The 14,195-nt window shown below is 67.3% G+C and carries 14 protein-coding genes; 12 read left to right on the forward strand and 2 right to left on the reverse strand.

Features of this window, described 5'->3' with window-relative positions:
- The 3 genes from pap (at position 1) to LT948_RS06465 (ending at position 3,622) form a co-directional block, all read left to right on the forward strand.
- Positions 1–1,491 carry a polyphosphate:AMP phosphotransferase gene (gene pap / locus LT948_RS06455; protein WP_003091935.1) on the forward strand — a complete coding sequence of 497 codons (1,491 nt, stop codon included), beginning with the start codon at positions 1–3 and terminating at the stop codon, positions 1,489–1,491.
- 152 nt (positions 1,492–1,643) lie between these two features.
- Entirely contained in the window at positions 1,644–2,828 is a 1,185-nt protein-coding gene (locus tag LT948_RS06460) for a thiolase family protein (protein WP_003102299.1), read from the forward strand.
- Positions 2,829–2,956: 128 nt separating this feature from the next.
- Positions 2,957–3,622, forward strand: a complete 666-nt coding sequence (locus tag LT948_RS06465; protein WP_003091932.1) for a YceH family protein — start codon at positions 2,957–2,959, stop codon at positions 3,620–3,622.
- Between the two features lie 223 nt (positions 3,623–3,845).
- Here the strand turns inward: LT948_RS06465 and LT948_RS06470 are convergent, their stop codons facing one another.
- Complete coding sequence (locus LT948_RS06470; RefSeq protein ID WP_003091930.1) at positions 3,846–5,417, reverse strand: malate:quinone oxidoreductase; 1,572 nt, start codon at positions 5,415–5,417, stop codon at positions 3,846–3,848.
- 202 nt (positions 5,418–5,619) lie between these two features.
- Positions 5,620–5,829 carry a DUF6316 family protein gene (locus LT948_RS06475; protein WP_003091929.1) on the reverse strand — a complete coding sequence of 70 codons (210 nt, stop codon included), beginning with the start codon at positions 5,827–5,829 and terminating at the stop codon, positions 5,620–5,622.
- A gap of 205 nt (positions 5,830–6,034) precedes the next feature.
- Here LT948_RS06475 and LT948_RS06480 point away from each other — a divergent pair, with 205 nt between their 5' ends.
- The 9 genes from LT948_RS06480 (at position 6,035) to ssuB (ending at position 14,194) form a co-directional block, all read left to right on the forward strand.
- Positions 6,035–6,673 carry a peroxiredoxin gene (locus LT948_RS06480; protein WP_003091927.1) on the forward strand — a complete coding sequence of 213 codons (639 nt, stop codon included), beginning with the start codon at positions 6,035–6,037 and terminating at the stop codon, positions 6,671–6,673.
- A gap of 250 nt (positions 6,674–6,923) precedes the next feature.
- Positions 6,924–7,928 carry an aliphatic sulfonate ABC transporter substrate-binding protein gene (locus LT948_RS06485; RefSeq protein ID WP_023088137.1) on the forward strand — a complete coding sequence of 335 codons (1,005 nt, stop codon included), beginning with the start codon at positions 6,924–6,926 and terminating at the stop codon, positions 7,926–7,928.
- 3 nt (positions 7,929–7,931) lie between these two features.
- On the forward strand, positions 7,932–8,756 hold the full coding sequence (locus LT948_RS06490; protein ID WP_073656913.1) for an ABC transporter permease: 825 nt from the start codon (positions 7,932–7,934) through the stop codon (positions 8,754–8,756).
- On the forward strand, positions 8,753–9,502 hold the full coding sequence (locus tag LT948_RS06495) for an ABC transporter ATP-binding protein (protein WP_003091922.1): 750 nt from the start codon (positions 8,753–8,755) through the stop codon (positions 9,500–9,502). The genes LT948_RS06490 and LT948_RS06495 overlap by 4 nt, the downstream gene beginning before the upstream one ends.
- Positions 9,503–9,654: 152 nt before the next feature.
- Positions 9,655–10,248, forward strand: coding sequence for an NADPH-dependent FMN reductase (gene ssuE / locus LT948_RS06500; protein ID WP_003091915.1), 594 nt, complete (start codon positions 9,655–9,657; stop codon positions 10,246–10,248).
- A 118-nt stretch (positions 10,249–10,366) separates the two neighbouring features.
- Positions 10,367–11,338, forward strand: a complete 972-nt coding sequence (locus tag LT948_RS06505; protein WP_003111308.1) for a sulfonate ABC transporter substrate-binding protein — start codon at positions 10,367–10,369, stop codon at positions 11,336–11,338.
- A 77-nt stretch (positions 11,339–11,415) separates the two neighbouring features.
- The gene (ssuD, locus tag LT948_RS06510) at positions 11,416–12,564 is read left to right on the forward strand and encodes an FMNH2-dependent alkanesulfonate monooxygenase (protein ID WP_073656912.1); all 1,149 of its coding nucleotides are present in this window, start codon (positions 11,416–11,418) and stop codon (positions 12,562–12,564) included.
- Between the two features lie 20 nt (positions 12,565–12,584).
- Entirely contained in the window at positions 12,585–13,373 is a 789-nt protein-coding gene (gene ssuC, locus LT948_RS06515; RefSeq protein ID WP_003117543.1) for an aliphatic sulfonate ABC transporter permease SsuC, read from the forward strand.
- The gene (gene ssuB, locus LT948_RS06520) at positions 13,370–14,194 is read left to right on the forward strand and encodes an aliphatic sulfonates ABC transporter ATP-binding protein (RefSeq protein WP_003117544.1); all 825 of its coding nucleotides are present in this window, start codon (positions 13,370–13,372) and stop codon (positions 14,192–14,194) included. Before ssuC ends, ssuB begins: the two co-directional genes overlap by 4 nt.
- The last annotated feature ends 1 nt before the right edge of the window (position 14,195 follow it).

A 14,195-nucleotide genomic window follows, 5' to 3' on the forward strand; every position in this document is an offset into this window, starting at 1 on the left:
ATGTTCGAATCCGCGGAAGTTGGCCACAGCATCGACAAGGACACCTACGAGAAGGCCGTCATCGAGTTGCGCGAAGCGCTGCTCGAGGCGCAGTTCGAGCTCAAGCAGCAGGCGCGCTTCCCGGTGATCATCCTGATCAACGGCATCGAGGGCGCCGGCAAGGGCGAGACGGTCAAGCTCCTCAACGAGTGGATGGACCCGCGCCTGATCGAGGTGCAGAGCTTCCTCCGTCCCTCCGACGAGGAACTGGAGCGGCCGCCGCAGTGGCGCTTCTGGCGGCGCCTGCCGCCCAAGGGGCGGACCGGTATCTTCTTCGGCAACTGGTACAGCCAGATGCTCTACGCGCGGGTCGAGGGGCATATCAAGGAGGCCAAGCTGGACCAGGCCATCGATGCCGCCGAACGCTTCGAGCGCATGCTCTGCGACGAAGGCGCGCTGCTCTTCAAGTTCTGGTTCCATCTCTCCAAGAAACAGTTGAAGGAGCGTCTCAAGGCGCTGGAGAAGGATCCGCAGCACAGCTGGAAGCTCAGTCCGCTGGACTGGAAGCAGAGCGAGGTCTACGACCGCTTCGTGCATTACGGCGAGCGCGTGCTGCGCCGCACCAGCCGGGACTACGCGCCCTGGTACGTGGTGGAAGGCGCGGACGAGCGCTACCGCGCCCTGACCGTCGGCCGCATCCTCCTCGAAGGGTTGCAGGCCGCGCTGGCCACCAAGGAGCGCGCCAAGCGCCAGCCGCACGCCGCACCGCTGGTGTCGAGCCTGGACAACCGTGGCCTGCTGGACTCCCTGGACCTGGGCCAGTACCTGGACAAGGACGCCTACAAGGAGCAGCTCGCCGCCGAGCAGGCGCGCCTGGCCGGGCTGATCCGCGACAAGCGCTTCCGCCAGCATTCGCTGGTCGCGGTGTTCGAGGGCAACGACGCGGCCGGCAAGGGCGGCGCCATCCGCCGTGTCACCGACGCGCTGGACCCGCGCCAGTACCATATCGTGCCGATCGCCGCGCCGACCGAAGAGGAGCGCGCGCAGCCCTATCTCTGGCGCTTCTGGCGGCACATCCCGGCGCGCCGCCAGTTCACCATCTTCGACCGTTCCTGGTACGGCCGCGTGCTGGTGGAACGCATCGAGGGCTTCTGCGCACCGGCCGACTGGCTGCGCGCCTATGGCGAGATCAACGACTTCGAGGAGCAGCTCAGCGAGTACGGGATCATCGTGGTGAAGTTCTGGCTGGCGATCGACAAGCAGACCCAGATGGAGCGCTTCAAGGAGCGCGAGAAAACCCCCTACAAGCGCTACAAGATCACCGAGGAAGACTGGCGCAACCGCGACAAGTGGGACCAGTACGTGGACGCGGTGGGCGACATGGTCGACCGTACCAGCACCGAGATCGCGCCCTGGACCCTGGTCGAAGCCAACGACAAGCGCTTCGCCCGGGTCAAGGTGCTGCGCACCATCAACGACGCCATCGAGGCGGCGTACAAGAAGGACAAGTGAGGCCTGCCGGAATGCGGCGCCGTCCTCTCCAGGGGATGGCGACGCATACGCCGGATGAATGATCGGTGCCTCGCGCGATTGCCTCGCCTTATCCTCGCTCGATCCGGCCGCTGCCCCGGCGGCCGCCCGACAATAACAGCGAGGGTTCCCCCATGCGTGAAGTGGTGATCGTCGACAGCGTCCGGACCGGCCTGGCCAAGTCCTTCCGCGGCAAGTTCAACCTGACTCGGCCGGACGACATGGCCGCCCACTGCGTCGACGCGCTGCTGGCGCGCAACGACCTCGACCCGCTGCTGGTGGATGACTGCATCGTCGGCGCCGGCTCCAACGAAGGCGCCCAGGGCCACAACATCGGGCGCAACGTGGCGGTGCTCTCCGGCCTCGGCATCCAGGTGCCGGGGATGACCCTCAACCGCTACTGTTCCTCCGGCCTGCAGGCTATTGCCATCGCCGCCAACCAGATCGCTTCCGGTTGCAGCGAGGTGATCGTCGCCGGCGGCGTCGAGTCGATCACCCTGACCCTGAAGAGCGTCAACACCGACCACCTGGTGAACCCGCTGCTGCAAAGGGAGGTGCCGGGCATCTACTACCCCATGGGGCAGACCGCCGAGATCGTCGCCCGTCGCTACGGCATCACCCGCGAGGCCCAGGACGCCTACGCCCTGCAGAGCCAGCAGCGGATGGCGCGAGCCCAGGCGGACGGGCTGTTCGCCGACGAGATCGTGCCGATGACCACCCGCTACGCGGTGGAGGACAAGGCCAGCGGCGAGAAGCAGGTGCTCGACGGAGTGGTCGACCGCGACGACTGCAACCGCCCGGACACCACCCTCGAAGGCCTGGCCTCGCTGAAGCCGGCGTTCGCCGAGGACGGTTCGGTCACCGCCGGCAACGCCTCGCAACTCTCCGACGGCGCCTCGATGACCCTGCTGATGAGCCTGGAGAAAGCGCTGGCGCTGGGCCTGGAGCCGAAGGCCTTTTTCCGTGGCTTCACCGTGGCCGGCTGCGAGCCGGACGAAATGGGCATCGGTCCGGTGTTCTCGGTGCCGAAGCTGCTCAAGGCGAAGGGGCTGAAGATCGCCGACGTCGATCTCTGGGAACTCAACGAAGCCTTCGCCTCGCAGTGCCTGTACTGCCGCGACCGGCTGGAGATCGACAACGAGAAGTACAACGTCAACGGCGGCTCCATCGCCATCGGCCACCCGTTCGGCATGACCGGCTCGCGCCAGGTCGGTCATCTGGTCCGCGAACTGCGCCGGCGCAACCTGCGCTACGGCGTGGTGACCATGTGCGTCGGCGGCGGCATGGGCGCCAGCGGGCTGTTCGAAGCCGTACGCTGAGCCCGTGCGCGACGGCGGGCCCCGCAGGTCGGGGCTCGCCTCATGGGTTTTATTTACATGACGCTCCGTGCCATCCCCGGCGACTCGCGCTAGGCTAGGCGCCTTTTTCCTTGCATAGGGATGTAGCGATGTCCACCGAGCCCAACTCGCCGTTCGTCGACGACCCGCTGAGCGCCGTCGATGCACGGATTCTCGGCAGCCTCGTCGAGAAGCAGGCGACCACTCCGGAAACCTATCCGCTGACCCTCAATGCCCTGGTCCTGGCCTGCAACCAGAAGACCAGCCGCGATCCGGTGATGAACCTCACGCCCGGCCAGGTCGGCCAGAGCCTGCGCCAGCTCGAGGGGCGCGGCCTGGTCAGGCTGGTGATGGGCAGCCGCGCCGACCGCTGGGAGCACACCCTGGGCAAGGGCCTGGAATTGGTGGCGCCACAGGTGGCGCTGCTCGGCCTGCTGTTCCTGCGTGGTCCGCAGACCCTCAACGAACTGCTCACCCGCAGCAACCGCCTGCACGATTTCGACGACGTCGAGCAGATCCGCCACCACCTGGAACGCCTCGCCGGCCGTGGCCTGGCCGTGCACCTGGAGCGTCGCGCCGGGCAGCGCGAGGAGCGCTACATGCACCTGCTCGGCAGCCAGGCCGACCTCGAGGCCGCCGTGGAGGCGATGGGCAGCGACCCGGAACGCGCCGCGCCGGCCGCTCTGTCGGCCGATGCGGAAGCGCGGATCGCCGAGCTGGAGACGCGCCTGGCGGCGCTGGAGGAGCGCCTGGCCAGGCTCGAAGGAGGGGCGTGATATCGCGGGAGGGCGCAATCGGTGACATGCAGGTTTCGGCGGATAACCGCGAGCGGTTGTTCGCCCTACGGCCCGCAGTGACTTTGTGGGCGGCGCTGCCTGTCGGGTAGGGCGCATAACGCCAGCGGCGTTATCCGCCGATGCGCCGCCCCGCAAGGCGAACGCCAACCCAAAAAAGCCCGGCTATTGCCGGGCTTTTTCATGCGCGCGCGTCGGTGGCCGATCAGGCCTCCGGCTGTACCGGCACGTGGATCAGTTGCAGGCGCTCGCTGCTCCAGGCACGGGTGCTGTTGGTCAGCTCGATGTCGTTGTTCAGCTTGCGCCCGTAAGACGGCACGATTTCCTTCAGGCGTGCCTGCCACTCGGGGGTGGCGACCTTGTCCTTGAAGGCCTTCTCCAGCACCGACAGCATGATCGGCGCGGCGGTCGAGGCGCCCGGCGAGGCGCCGAGCAGGGCGGCGACGGAGCCGTCGGCGGCGGTCACCACTTCGGTGCCGAATTGCAGTACGCCGCCTTTCTCGGCGTCCTTCTTGATGATCTGCACGCGCTGGCCGGCCTGCACCAGCTTCCAGTCCTCGTCGCGGGCTTCCGGGAAGTACTCGCGCAGCGAGGCCATGCGGTCGTCCTGGCTGAGCATCAGCTGGCCGATCAGGTACTGGCTGAGATCGAAGTTGTCGATGCCGGCGTTGAACATCGGGCCGATGTTGCTGCTGGTCACCGAGCCCGGCAGGTCCCACAGCGAGCCGTTCTTCAGGAACTTGGTGGAGAAGGTGGCGAACGGACCGAACAGCAGAACCGGCTTGCCGTCGATCATGCGGGTGTCGAGGTGCGGCACCGACATCGGCGGCGAGCCCACCGAAGCCTTGCCGTAGACCTTGGCCAGGTGGCGCTTGACCACGTCCGGGTTGGTGGTGGCGAGGAACGAACCGCCCACCGGGAAGCCGGCATAGCCTTCGGCCTCGGGGATGCCGGACATCTGCAGCAGCTTCAGCGCGCCGCCACCGGCGCCGATGAAGACGAACCTGGCCTTGACGCTGGTTTCCTTGTCGCCGTTGGCCAGGTCGGCCATGGTCACGGTCCAGGTGTTGTCGTCGTTGCGCTTGAGGTCGCGGACCTCATGTTGCAGGCGCAGCTTGAAGGTGTCCTTGGCCGACAGCGAGCCCACCAGCTGGCGGGTGATCTCGCCGAAGTTGACGTCGGTGCCGATCGACATGCGCGTGGCGGCGATCTTCTGCCCCGGCTCGCGGCCTTCCATCACCAGCGGCACCCACTGCTTGATCTGCTCGGGGTCTTCCGAGTACTCCATGCCGCGGAACAGCGAGCTGTGCTGCAGGGCGGCGTGGCGCTTCTTGAGGAAGGCGACGTTGTCGTCGCCCCAGACGAAGCTCATGTGCGGGACGTTGTTGATGAACGACTTCGGATCGTTCAGCACCTTGCGGTCGACCTGGTAGGCCCAGAACTGCTTGGAGATCTCGAAGTTCTCGTTGATCGCCACCGCCTTGCTGATATCCATCGAGCCGTCCGCGGCCTCGCTGGTGTAGTTCAGTTCGCAGAACGCCGAGTGACCGGTGCCCGCGTTGTTCCAGCCGTTGGAGCTTTCCTCGGCGACCTTGTCCAGGCGCTCGACCATCTCGATGGTCCAGCCCGGTTCCAGTTCGTTCAGATAGGTACCCAGGGTGGCGCTCATGATGCCGCCACCGATCAGGAGCACGTCGACCGGTTTTTCCGATTCGACGCTGTTTTTGGAGCAACCCAGCACGCTGACGCACAAAAGCATCAATAAGATTTTTTTCATGGATTTACCGCTAGAAAACGTGGAGAAGCGTGGATACGCACGACGTGGCAGGTATTCACCGGGTGAATGATACTGGAACTCACCCCCGATGTGAGTGCGTTCACATGCGGTGACATTTGCCTCGGCGTTCCGCCGAGAATACCTGCCTTCCCTTTCTTGAACGTTTCAGCCGCCGGGAAATAAATTCCGCGCCTGTATCGTTTCAGTGGGAACCCGGCGCCTGGATTTCCGCCGATTGGCGCATCCTGCGGATATACGCGTCGATTTCCCGCTCCGCGTCGAAACGGGTGAAGTAGGGACCTTCCAGGGTCCCTTCGCGGGTGGAGAAGAAGTACTGGCCATTCACCGAACTTATGCGATCGCTGCGGAAGCGGGTGGCCGGGACGGGATCGGTGGAACGTTTCCCCAACATGACGGCGACTCCTGGATGGCGGGCCAAGGTGATTTCAGTGTAGGCGGGGGTTGGCCGGGCGGCAGGCCGGCGGACGAAAGGAGACGGATTTCCAGGCGAAGGGTTGGGTATTCTATTTTTGGTTATAAGAAAATCTGAATTTATTCTTTTTAACGTCGACCGGCCTTGGGCATAGTGGGTTCCAACACGAACAAGGAGTGACCCCATGAGCCTCAGACTCGGCGACATCGCCCCCGATTTCGAACAGGATTCCAGCGAAGGGCGCATCCGCCTCCACGAATGGCTGGGCGACAGCTGGGGCGTGCTGTTTTCCCACCCGGCCGACTTCACCCCGGTGTGCACCACCGAGCTGGGCTTCACCGCCAAGCTCAAGGACCAGTTCGCCCAGCGCGGGGTCAAGGTCCTGGCGCTGTCGGTGGACCCGGTGGACTCGCACCTGAAGTGGATCGACGATATCAACGAAACCCAGGACACCCGGGTCAACTTCCCGATCATCGCCGACGCCGATCGCAAGGTCTCCGAACTCTACGACCTGATCCACCCGAACGCCAACGACACGCTGACCGTGCGTTCGCTGTTCATCATCGACCCGAACAAGAAGGTGCGCCTGATCATCACCTACCCGGCGAGCACCGGGCGCAACTTCAACGAGATCCTCCGGGTGATCGATTCGCTGCAACTGACCGACGAGCACAAGGTCGCCACGCCGGCCAACTGGGAGGACGGCGACGAGGTGGTGATCGTGCCTTCGCTGAAGGACGAGGAAGAGATCAAGCGGCGTTTCCCCAAAGGCTACCGCGCGGTGAAGCCCTACCTGCGCCTGACGCCCCAGCCCAACCGCTGAGGCCGGATTCGTCCCGCCTGCATGGGCAGGCACGGCAGGCGGGACTTTTTATTCGACGGTGCGTGCCGTCATGCAACGCTGTTTAGCCACGAGCAGGGTTTTTGGCCGGTTTCGACCGGCCCTCTTTTTTATGTGCGCCAGCGCGTCGCCGCGACGCTTTCTATCCGCCATCCGTTTCCGAAACCGGCTCTGACTTGCCCGCCAGACGGGGAGAAGGCTCGCTCATCCACCTCCTTCCAGGAGCAGACGCATGATCGCCGCTCTCCGTCGCTGCCGGGCCTGGCTGGCCCTGCTCGCCGTTCTTGCCGTGTTTCCCGCGGCCGAAGCCGCCGACGCCCCCGCTGAAATCCGTCTCGACTATGCCTACTACGCCCCCACCAGCCTGGCGCTCAGGAAGTTCGGCTGGCTGGAGAAAAGCCTGGACGGCAGCGGAACCCGGGTGCGCTGGGTGTTCAGCCAGGGCAGCAACCGTTCCCTGGAGTACCTCAACGCCGGCAGCGTCGATTTCGCCTCGACCGCCGGCCTCGCCGCGGTACTCGCGCGGGCCAACGGCAGCCCGGTACGTACCGTATACGTCGCCAGCCGCCCGGAGTGGACCGCGCTGCTGGTGCGCAAGGATTCGCCGATCCGCAGCCTCGCCGAACTCAAGGGGCGCAAGGTGGCTGCCACCAAGGGCACCGATCCCTACCTGTTCCTGCTCCGCAGCCTGCACAGCGTGGGCCTGGACAAGAACGACCTGCGTATCGTCCACCTGCAGCATCCCGACGGCCGGGTAGCCCTGGAGAAGGGCCAGGTCGACGCCTGGGCCGGGCTCGATCCGCACATGGCGGCCAGCGAGTTGCAGGCCGGCTCGCGGCTGCTCTACCGCAACCTCGGCTTCAACAGCTACGGCGTGCTCAATGTCCGCGAGGATTTCGCCGAAGGCCATCCGCAACTGATCCGCCAGGTGCTGGCGGCCTACGAGCAGGCGCGCCACTGGGTGATCGGGCATCCCGACGAGGCCGCGCAACTGCTTGCCGAGGAAGCCGGCCTGCCGCTGGAAGTGGCTCGCCTGCAACTGTCGCGCACCGATTTCAGCCAGCCGCTGCCGGGCGCCGAACAGGTCGCCGCGCTCAAGGCCGCGGCGCCGATCCTGGCGGACGAGCGCCTGGTGCGGCCGGGCGTGGACGTGCAGAAGGTGGTCGACGAACTGATCGCGCCGCAGTGGGCCGCCGAGGTCATCGGCGGTGCCCCGTTGGCGCGCACGGAGCCCTGAGCCATGGTCAGCCAGAGCCTGCGACTGGCCCGGCGAGTCTCGCGCCGGGCGTGGCGACTGCGCGTGCCGGGCGCCTGGCGGGCCTGGGCCTTGCCGCTGCTGGCGCTATCGTCGTGGGAAGCGCTGGTGCGCCTGGGCTGGCTGCCGGCCTACCAGATGCCGGCGCCGAGCGGCATCCTGCTGACCCTGGTGGAACTGGCCCGCGGCGAACTGTGGGGGCATGTCGGCGCGAGCCTGGCGCGGGTCGCCGCCGGCTTCGCGATCGGCAGCGGCCTGGCCCTGGCGGTCGGAACCTGGGTCGGCCTCAGTCGTCGCGCCGAAGCCTACCTCGAGCCGAGCTTCCAGGCCCTGCGGGCGATCCCCAGCCTGGCCTGGGTGCCCTTGCTGCTGCTCTGGTTCGGCATCGACGAGACGCCAAAGATCGTCCTCATCGCCCTCGGCGCCTTCTTCCCGGTCTACCTCGCGCTGGTCGCCGGGGTACGCGGGGTTGATCGCAAGTGGGTGGAACTGGGGCGGCTCTACCGTTTGTCGCGCTTCGCCCAGGTCCGCCGCATCCTCCTTCCGGCGGCGCTGCCGAACCTGTTCACCGGCCTGCGCGGGGCGCTCAGCCTGAGCTGGATGTTCCTCGTCGCGGCGGAGCTGATCGCCGCCACCCAGGGCCTCGGCTACCTGCTCAGCGACGGTCGGGAAACCTCGCGTCCGGACCTGGTGATCGCCGCGATCCTGGTCCTGGCGGCCCTCGGCAAGCTCAGCGATGGCCTGCTCCGCTCGCTGGAGCGCCGGGCCCTGCGCTGGCGCGACAGCTTCGACGGGGAGGGCGGCGCATGAGCGGCCTGCTCGACCTGCTGGAGATTCGCAAGGCCTATGGCGATACGCGGGTGCTGGAGGGCGTGGCGCTGTCGCTGGCGCCCGGCGAGGTGGTCAGCCTGCTCGGCCCCAGTGGTTGCGGCAAGAGCACCCTGCTGCGGATCGCCGCCGGACTGGACGATGACTTCCAGGGCACTGTCGAACGCAACCCGATCCTCGGCTTCGGCCCGGACGGCGAGAACGGCCGCAGCGGCGGAATCGGCGTGGTGTTCCAGGAGCCGCGCCTGTTGCCCTGGCTGACGGTGGCGCAGAACGTCGGTTTCGCCGACGGCTGGCTGGAGGACGAGCACTGGGTCGAGCGCCTGCTCGCCGATGTCGGACTGGCCGGCTGCGGAGGATTGCTGCCCAAGCAATTGTCCGGCGGCATGGCGCAGCGCGCGGCGATCGCCCGCGGTCTCTACGGACGGCCGCAGGTGCTGTTGCTCGACGAGCCGTTCAGCGCGGTCGACGCCTTCACCCGCATGCGCCTCCAGGACCTGCTGCAGGACGTGGTGCAGAACTACGAGATCAGCGTCCTGCTGGTCACCCACGATCTCGACGAGGCGTTCTATCTCGCCGACCGCGTGCTGCTGATGGGCGGCCGTCCCGGACACATCCGCCGCGAGTTCCACGTACCGCTGGCGCGTCCCCGCGATCGCCGGGCGGTGGAGCTGGCCTACTTGCGCGGCGAGGCCCTGACCGAAATGCAGCGGGCGCACGTGCTCTGAGGCAAGACCCCGAGCGGGTTCTTATATTCTTTATGGAATAAATAAATGAATAAAAAACATTTATTGGAATATGAGGCCGCCTGTTAAGGTCTATGCAACTTGGTTAGCAAGCCAAACGAATATTCTGTTTTCCGGTTATAAGGAATCCCCCCATGCTCGTCGTTTCCATCGCCGGAAGTCCCAGCGTACGCTCCCGCTCCGGGGTGTTGCTGGAGCGTGCCAGGGACTGGCTGAGCCGTCGCGGCGTCGAGGTGGCCAGCCACCAGGTGCTGGATTTTCCCGCCGAGGACCTGCTGCGTGCCCGCCTCGACAGTCCGCCGGTACTGGCGCTGGCCGAGCAGATCGGCCGCGCCGACGGCCTGCTGGTCGCCACCCCGGTGTACAAGGCCTCGTTTTCCGGCGCGCTGAAGGTCCTGCTCGACCTGTTGCCCGAGCGCGCCCTGGAGCACAAGGTGGTGCTGCCGTTCGCCACCGGCGGCAGCAGCGCGCACATGCTGGCCGTGGACTACGCATTGAAGCCGGTACTGGCCGCGCTCAAGGCCCAGGAGGTGCTGCACGGCGTATTCGCCGTGGACAAGCAGATCGCCTACGCCACCGAGAGCGACCCGGCGCGCCTGGAGCCGGTCCTCGAGCAGCGCCTGGAAAACGCCCTGGAAACCTTCCACCTGGCCCTCTCGCGACGGCCGCAGCCGATCGACCCGCAGTTGCTCAACGAGCGCCTGGTGAACGCCCGCTGGAGCATCTGATCCGTCCGCCGCCAGCGCACGCGCGCCGCGGCCCGATTGCACAACGCACACACGACGACCTCACTGTTCCGTCAACGGCGCGGCAGGTTCGGCACCCACAACGACAAAGGAGAGCGCCATGCGCACCATCGCTTTGCGTCGTGGACTGGCGGCCCTGCTGGTGGCGGCCCTGTCCTACGGCGTCCAGGCCGACGAGAAGTCGGCCAACACCCTGCGGATCGGTTATCAGAAATACGGCACCCTGGTCCTGCTCAAGGCCCGCGGCACCCTGGAGAAACGTCTCGCCGAAGACGGCGTGAAGGTGCAATGGACCGAGTTTCCCGGCGGCCCGCAATTGCTCGAGGGACTCAATGTCGGCAGCATCGACTTCGGCGTGACCGGGGAAACCCCGCCGGTATTCGCCCAGGCCGCCGGCGCCGACCTGCTCTACGTGGCCTACGAACCGCCGGCGCCGACCAGCGAGGCGATCCTCCTGCCGAAGGACTCGCCGATTCGTTCGGTGGCCGAGCTGAAGGGCAGGAAAGTCGCCCTGAACAAGGGCTCCAACGTGCATTACCTGTTGGTCCGTGCCCTCGAGCAGGCCGGCCTGAAGTACAGCGACATCCAACCCGTCTACCTGCCGCCGGCCGACGCCCGCGCCGCCTTCGAGCGCCACAGCGTCGACGCCTGGGTGATCTGGGACCCCTACCAGGCCGCCGCTGAGAAGCAGTTGTCCGCGCGGGTCCTGGTGGATGGTCGCGAGCTGGTCGACAACCACCAGTTCTACCTCGCCACCCGGACTTACGCGCAACGGCATCCGCAGGTGCTCGACAAGCTGGTGGACGAGATCCGCCAGGTCGGCGACTGGTCGCGGGCCAACCCGCAGCAGGTGACCGAGCAGGTCGCGCCGCTGCTCGGGTTGCCCGCCGACATCACCCTGACCGCGGTGAAGCGCCAGGGCTACGGCGCGCAGTTGATCACCCCGGCGGTGGTCGAGGCGCAGCAGAAGATCGCCGACACCTTCACCCAGCTGAAGCTGATTCCCAAACCGCTGAGCATCAAGGACGTGATCTGGACGCCATCGGCCGGCAAGGTCGCCAGCGCACCCTGAGCCCGTACCGCCCACATACCGACACGATCATCGCGCGGCTACGCCACGCCGGCGCGCTCACCCTGGAGTCAATTGCGATGAGCCTCGAGATTTTCTGGTTCCTTCCCACCCACGGCGACGGCCACTACCTGGGCACCACCCAGGGCGCCCGTGCCGTCGACCACGGCTACCTGCAGCAGATCGCCCAGGCCGCCGACCGCCTGGGCTTCGGCGGCGTACTGATCCCCACCGGACGCTCCTGCGAGGACTCCTGGCTGGTCGCCGCCTCGCTGATCCCGGTAACCCAGCGCCTGAAGTTCCTCGTCGCGCTGCGTCCCGGGATCATTTCGCCGACCGTGGCCGCGCGCCAGGCGGCGACCCTGGACCGGCTGTCCAACGGCCGCGCGCTGTTCAACCTGGTCACCGGCGGCGATCCCGACGAACTGGCTGGCGACGGCCTGCACCTGAGCCACGCCGAACGCTACGAGGCCTCGGTCGAATTCACCCGCATCTGGCGTCGCGTGCTGGAGGGCGAGACCGTCGACTACGCCGGCAAGCACATCCAGGTGAAGGGGGCCAAACTGCTCTATCCGCCGTTGCAGCAGCCGCGTCCGCCGCTGTACTTCGGCGGTTCCTCGGAGGCCGCCCAGGACCTCGCCGCCGAGCAGGTCGAGCTGTACCTGACCTGGGGCGAGCCGCCGGCGGCGGTTGCCGAGAAGATCGCCCAGGTACGCGAGAAGGCCGCCCGCCAGGGCCGCCAGGTGCGCTTCGGGATCCGCCTGCACGTGATCGTCCGCGAGACCAGCGAGGAAGCCTGGCAGGCCGCCGATCGCCTGATCGCGCACCTCGACGACGACACCATCGCCCGCGCCCAGGCCTCCCTGGCGCGCTTCGACTCGGTCGGCCAGCAACGCATGGCCGCGCTGCACGGCGGTTCGCGCGACAACCTGGAAGTCAGCCCCAATCTCTGGGCCGGCGTCGGCCTGGTGCGCGGCGGCGCCGGCACCGCGCTGGTCGGCGACGGACCGACGGTGGCGGCGCGGGTCAGGGAGTACGCCGAGCTGGGCATCGATACCTTCATCTTCTCCGGCTACCCGCATCTGGAAGAGTCCTACCGGGTCGCCGAACTGCTGTTCCCGCACCTCGACGTGCAGCGCCCGGCGCAGCCCAAGGGACGCGGCTATGTCAGCCCGTTCGGCGAGATGGTGGCCAACGACATCCTACCCCGGCAGGCCGCGCAGAGTTGAGAGCGGTCGGAGCGAACGACATGAGCATTTCCAAACGACTGGCCGAGCGCCTGGCGCCCTGGGCGCTGCCGCTGGTCCTGCTGGCGGTGTGGCAGGCGGCGGTGGAGTTCGGCTGGCTGTCCAGCCGCATCCTCCCCGCGCCCAGCGCCGTACTCGAGGCCGGCTGGACGCTGCTGCGCAGCGGCGAGATCTGGCAGCACCTGGCGATCAGCGGCTGGCGCGCGGCGATCGGCTTTCTCATCGGCGGCGCCATCGGCCTGGTGCTGGGCTTCGTCACCGGCCTGTCGAAGTGGGGCGAACGCTTCCTCGACAGTTCGGTGCAGATGATCCGCAACGTGCCGCACCTGGCGCTGATCCCGCTGGTGATCCTGTGGTTCGGCATCGACGAGTCGGCGAAGATCTTCCTGGTCGCCCTCGGCACGCTGTTCCCGATCTACCTGAACACCTACCACGGCATCCGCGGCATCGACCCCGGCCTGCTGGAGATGGCGCGCAGCTACGGGTTGTCCGGCTTCGCCCTGTTCCGCCAGGTGATCCTGCCCGGCGCGCTGCCGTCGATCCTGGTCGGGGTGCGCTTCGCCCTCGGCTTCATGTGGTTGACCCTGATCGTCGCCGAGACCATTTCCGCCAGCTCCGGCATCGGTTACCTGGCGATGAACGCCCGCGAGTTCCTGCAGACCGACGTGGTGGTCCTGGCGATCCTGCTCTATGCCGTCCTCGGCAAGCTCGCCGACCTCGCCGCCCGCGGTCTGGAACGCGTCTGGCTACGCTGGCACCCGGCCTACCAGGTCAAGGGAGGTGGCGCATGAATGCCCACAACGCCGCCCTTGGCGGCACTCCGCAGCGCCTCAAGCGCGGTATCCCGCTGGCCCTGCGCGGAGTGGCGCGGCGCTTCGGCGAGCGCGAGGTGCTCAAGGACATCGACCTGCTGGTTCCGGCCGGGCAGTTCGTCGCTATCGTTGGCCGCAGCGGCTGCGGCAAGAGCACCTTGCTGCGCCTGCTGGCCGGCCTCGACCAGCCCAGCCGCGGCGAGTTGCTGGCCGGCTCGGCGGCGCTGGCCGAGGCCCGCGAGGACACCCGGCTGATGTTCCAGGACTCGCGCCTGCTGCCGTGGAAGCGGGTGATCGACAACGTCGGCCTCGGCCTGCGCGGCGACTGGCGGGCGAAGGCCCGGCAGGCGCTGCGGGCGGTCGGCCTGGCCGAGCGTGCCAACGAGTGGCCGGCGGCCCTGTCCGGCGGGCAGAAGCAACGCGTCGCGCTGGCTCGCGCGCTGATCCACGAGCCGCGCCTGCTGTTGCTCGACGAGCCGCTCGGCGCGCTCGATGCGCTGACCCGGATCGAGATGCAGCAACTGATCGAAGGACTCTGGCGCGAACACGGTTTCACCGTCCTGCTGGTCACCCACGACGTCAGCGAGGCGGTGGCGGTGGCCGACCGGGTGATCCTCATCGAGGACGGCGAGATCGGCCTCGACCTGCCGGTGGAACTGCCCCGGCCGCGCTCGCGTGGCTCGGCGCGACTGGCCGCGCTGGAAGCCGAAGTGCTCAACCGGGTGCTGGCGCAGCCGGAGCTGCCGCCGCAACCCGAACCCGTTTCACCCCTGCCCACGCAACTGCGCTGGGCGCTCTAAG

The sequence above is a fragment of the Pseudomonas sp. CP-1 genome (assembly GCF_021213715.1).
Lineage (GTDB): Bacteria > Pseudomonadota > Gammaproteobacteria > Pseudomonadales > Pseudomonadaceae > Pseudomonas > Pseudomonas aeruginosa.

Excerpts from the sequence above, each read along its gene's own strand:
- LT948_RS06495 (WP_003091922.1), top strand. The coding sequence starts at position 8,753 with ATGAGCGGCCTGCTCGACCTGCTGGAGATTCGCAAGGCCTATGGCGAT.
- ssuB (WP_003117544.1), top strand. The coding sequence starts at position 13,370 with ATGAATGCCCACAACGCCGCCCTTGGCGGCACTCCGCAGCGCCTCAAG.
- LT948_RS06490 (WP_073656913.1), top strand. The coding sequence starts at position 7,932 with ATGGTCAGCCAGAGCCTGCGACTGGCCCGGCGAGTCTCGCGCCGGGCG.
- ssuE (WP_003091915.1), top strand. The coding sequence starts at position 9,655 with ATGCTCGTCGTTTCCATCGCCGGAAGTCCCAGCGTACGCTCCCGCTCC.
- LT948_RS06465 (WP_003091932.1), top strand. The coding sequence starts at position 2,957 with ATGTCCACCGAGCCCAACTCGCCGTTCGTCGACGACCCGCTGAGCGCC.
- LT948_RS06485 (WP_023088137.1), top strand. The coding sequence starts at position 6,924 with ATGATCGCCGCTCTCCGTCGCTGCCGGGCCTGGCTGGCCCTGCTCGCC.
- LT948_RS06505 (WP_003111308.1), top strand. The coding sequence starts at position 10,367 with ATGCGCACCATCGCTTTGCGTCGTGGACTGGCGGCCCTGCTGGTGGCG.
- LT948_RS06480 (WP_003091927.1), top strand. The coding sequence starts at position 6,035 with ATGAGCCTCAGACTCGGCGACATCGCCCCCGATTTCGAACAGGATTCC.
- LT948_RS06460 (WP_003102299.1), top strand. The coding sequence starts at position 1,644 with ATGCGTGAAGTGGTGATCGTCGACAGCGTCCGGACCGGCCTGGCCAAG.
- LT948_RS06475 (WP_003091929.1), bottom strand. The coding sequence starts at position 5,829 with ATGTTGGGGAAACGTTCCACCGATCCCGTCCCGGCCACCCGCTTCCGC.
- ssuD (WP_073656912.1), top strand. The coding sequence starts at position 11,416 with ATGAGCCTCGAGATTTTCTGGTTCCTTCCCACCCACGGCGACGGCCAC.
- LT948_RS06470 (WP_003091930.1), bottom strand. The coding sequence starts at position 5,417 with ATGAAAAAAATCTTATTGATGCTTTTGTGCGTCAGCGTGCTGGGTTGC.
- pap (WP_003091935.1), top strand. The coding sequence starts at position 1 with ATGTTCGAATCCGCGGAAGTTGGCCACAGCATCGACAAGGACACCTAC.
- ssuC (WP_003117543.1), top strand. The coding sequence starts at position 12,585 with ATGAGCATTTCCAAACGACTGGCCGAGCGCCTGGCGCCCTGGGCGCTG.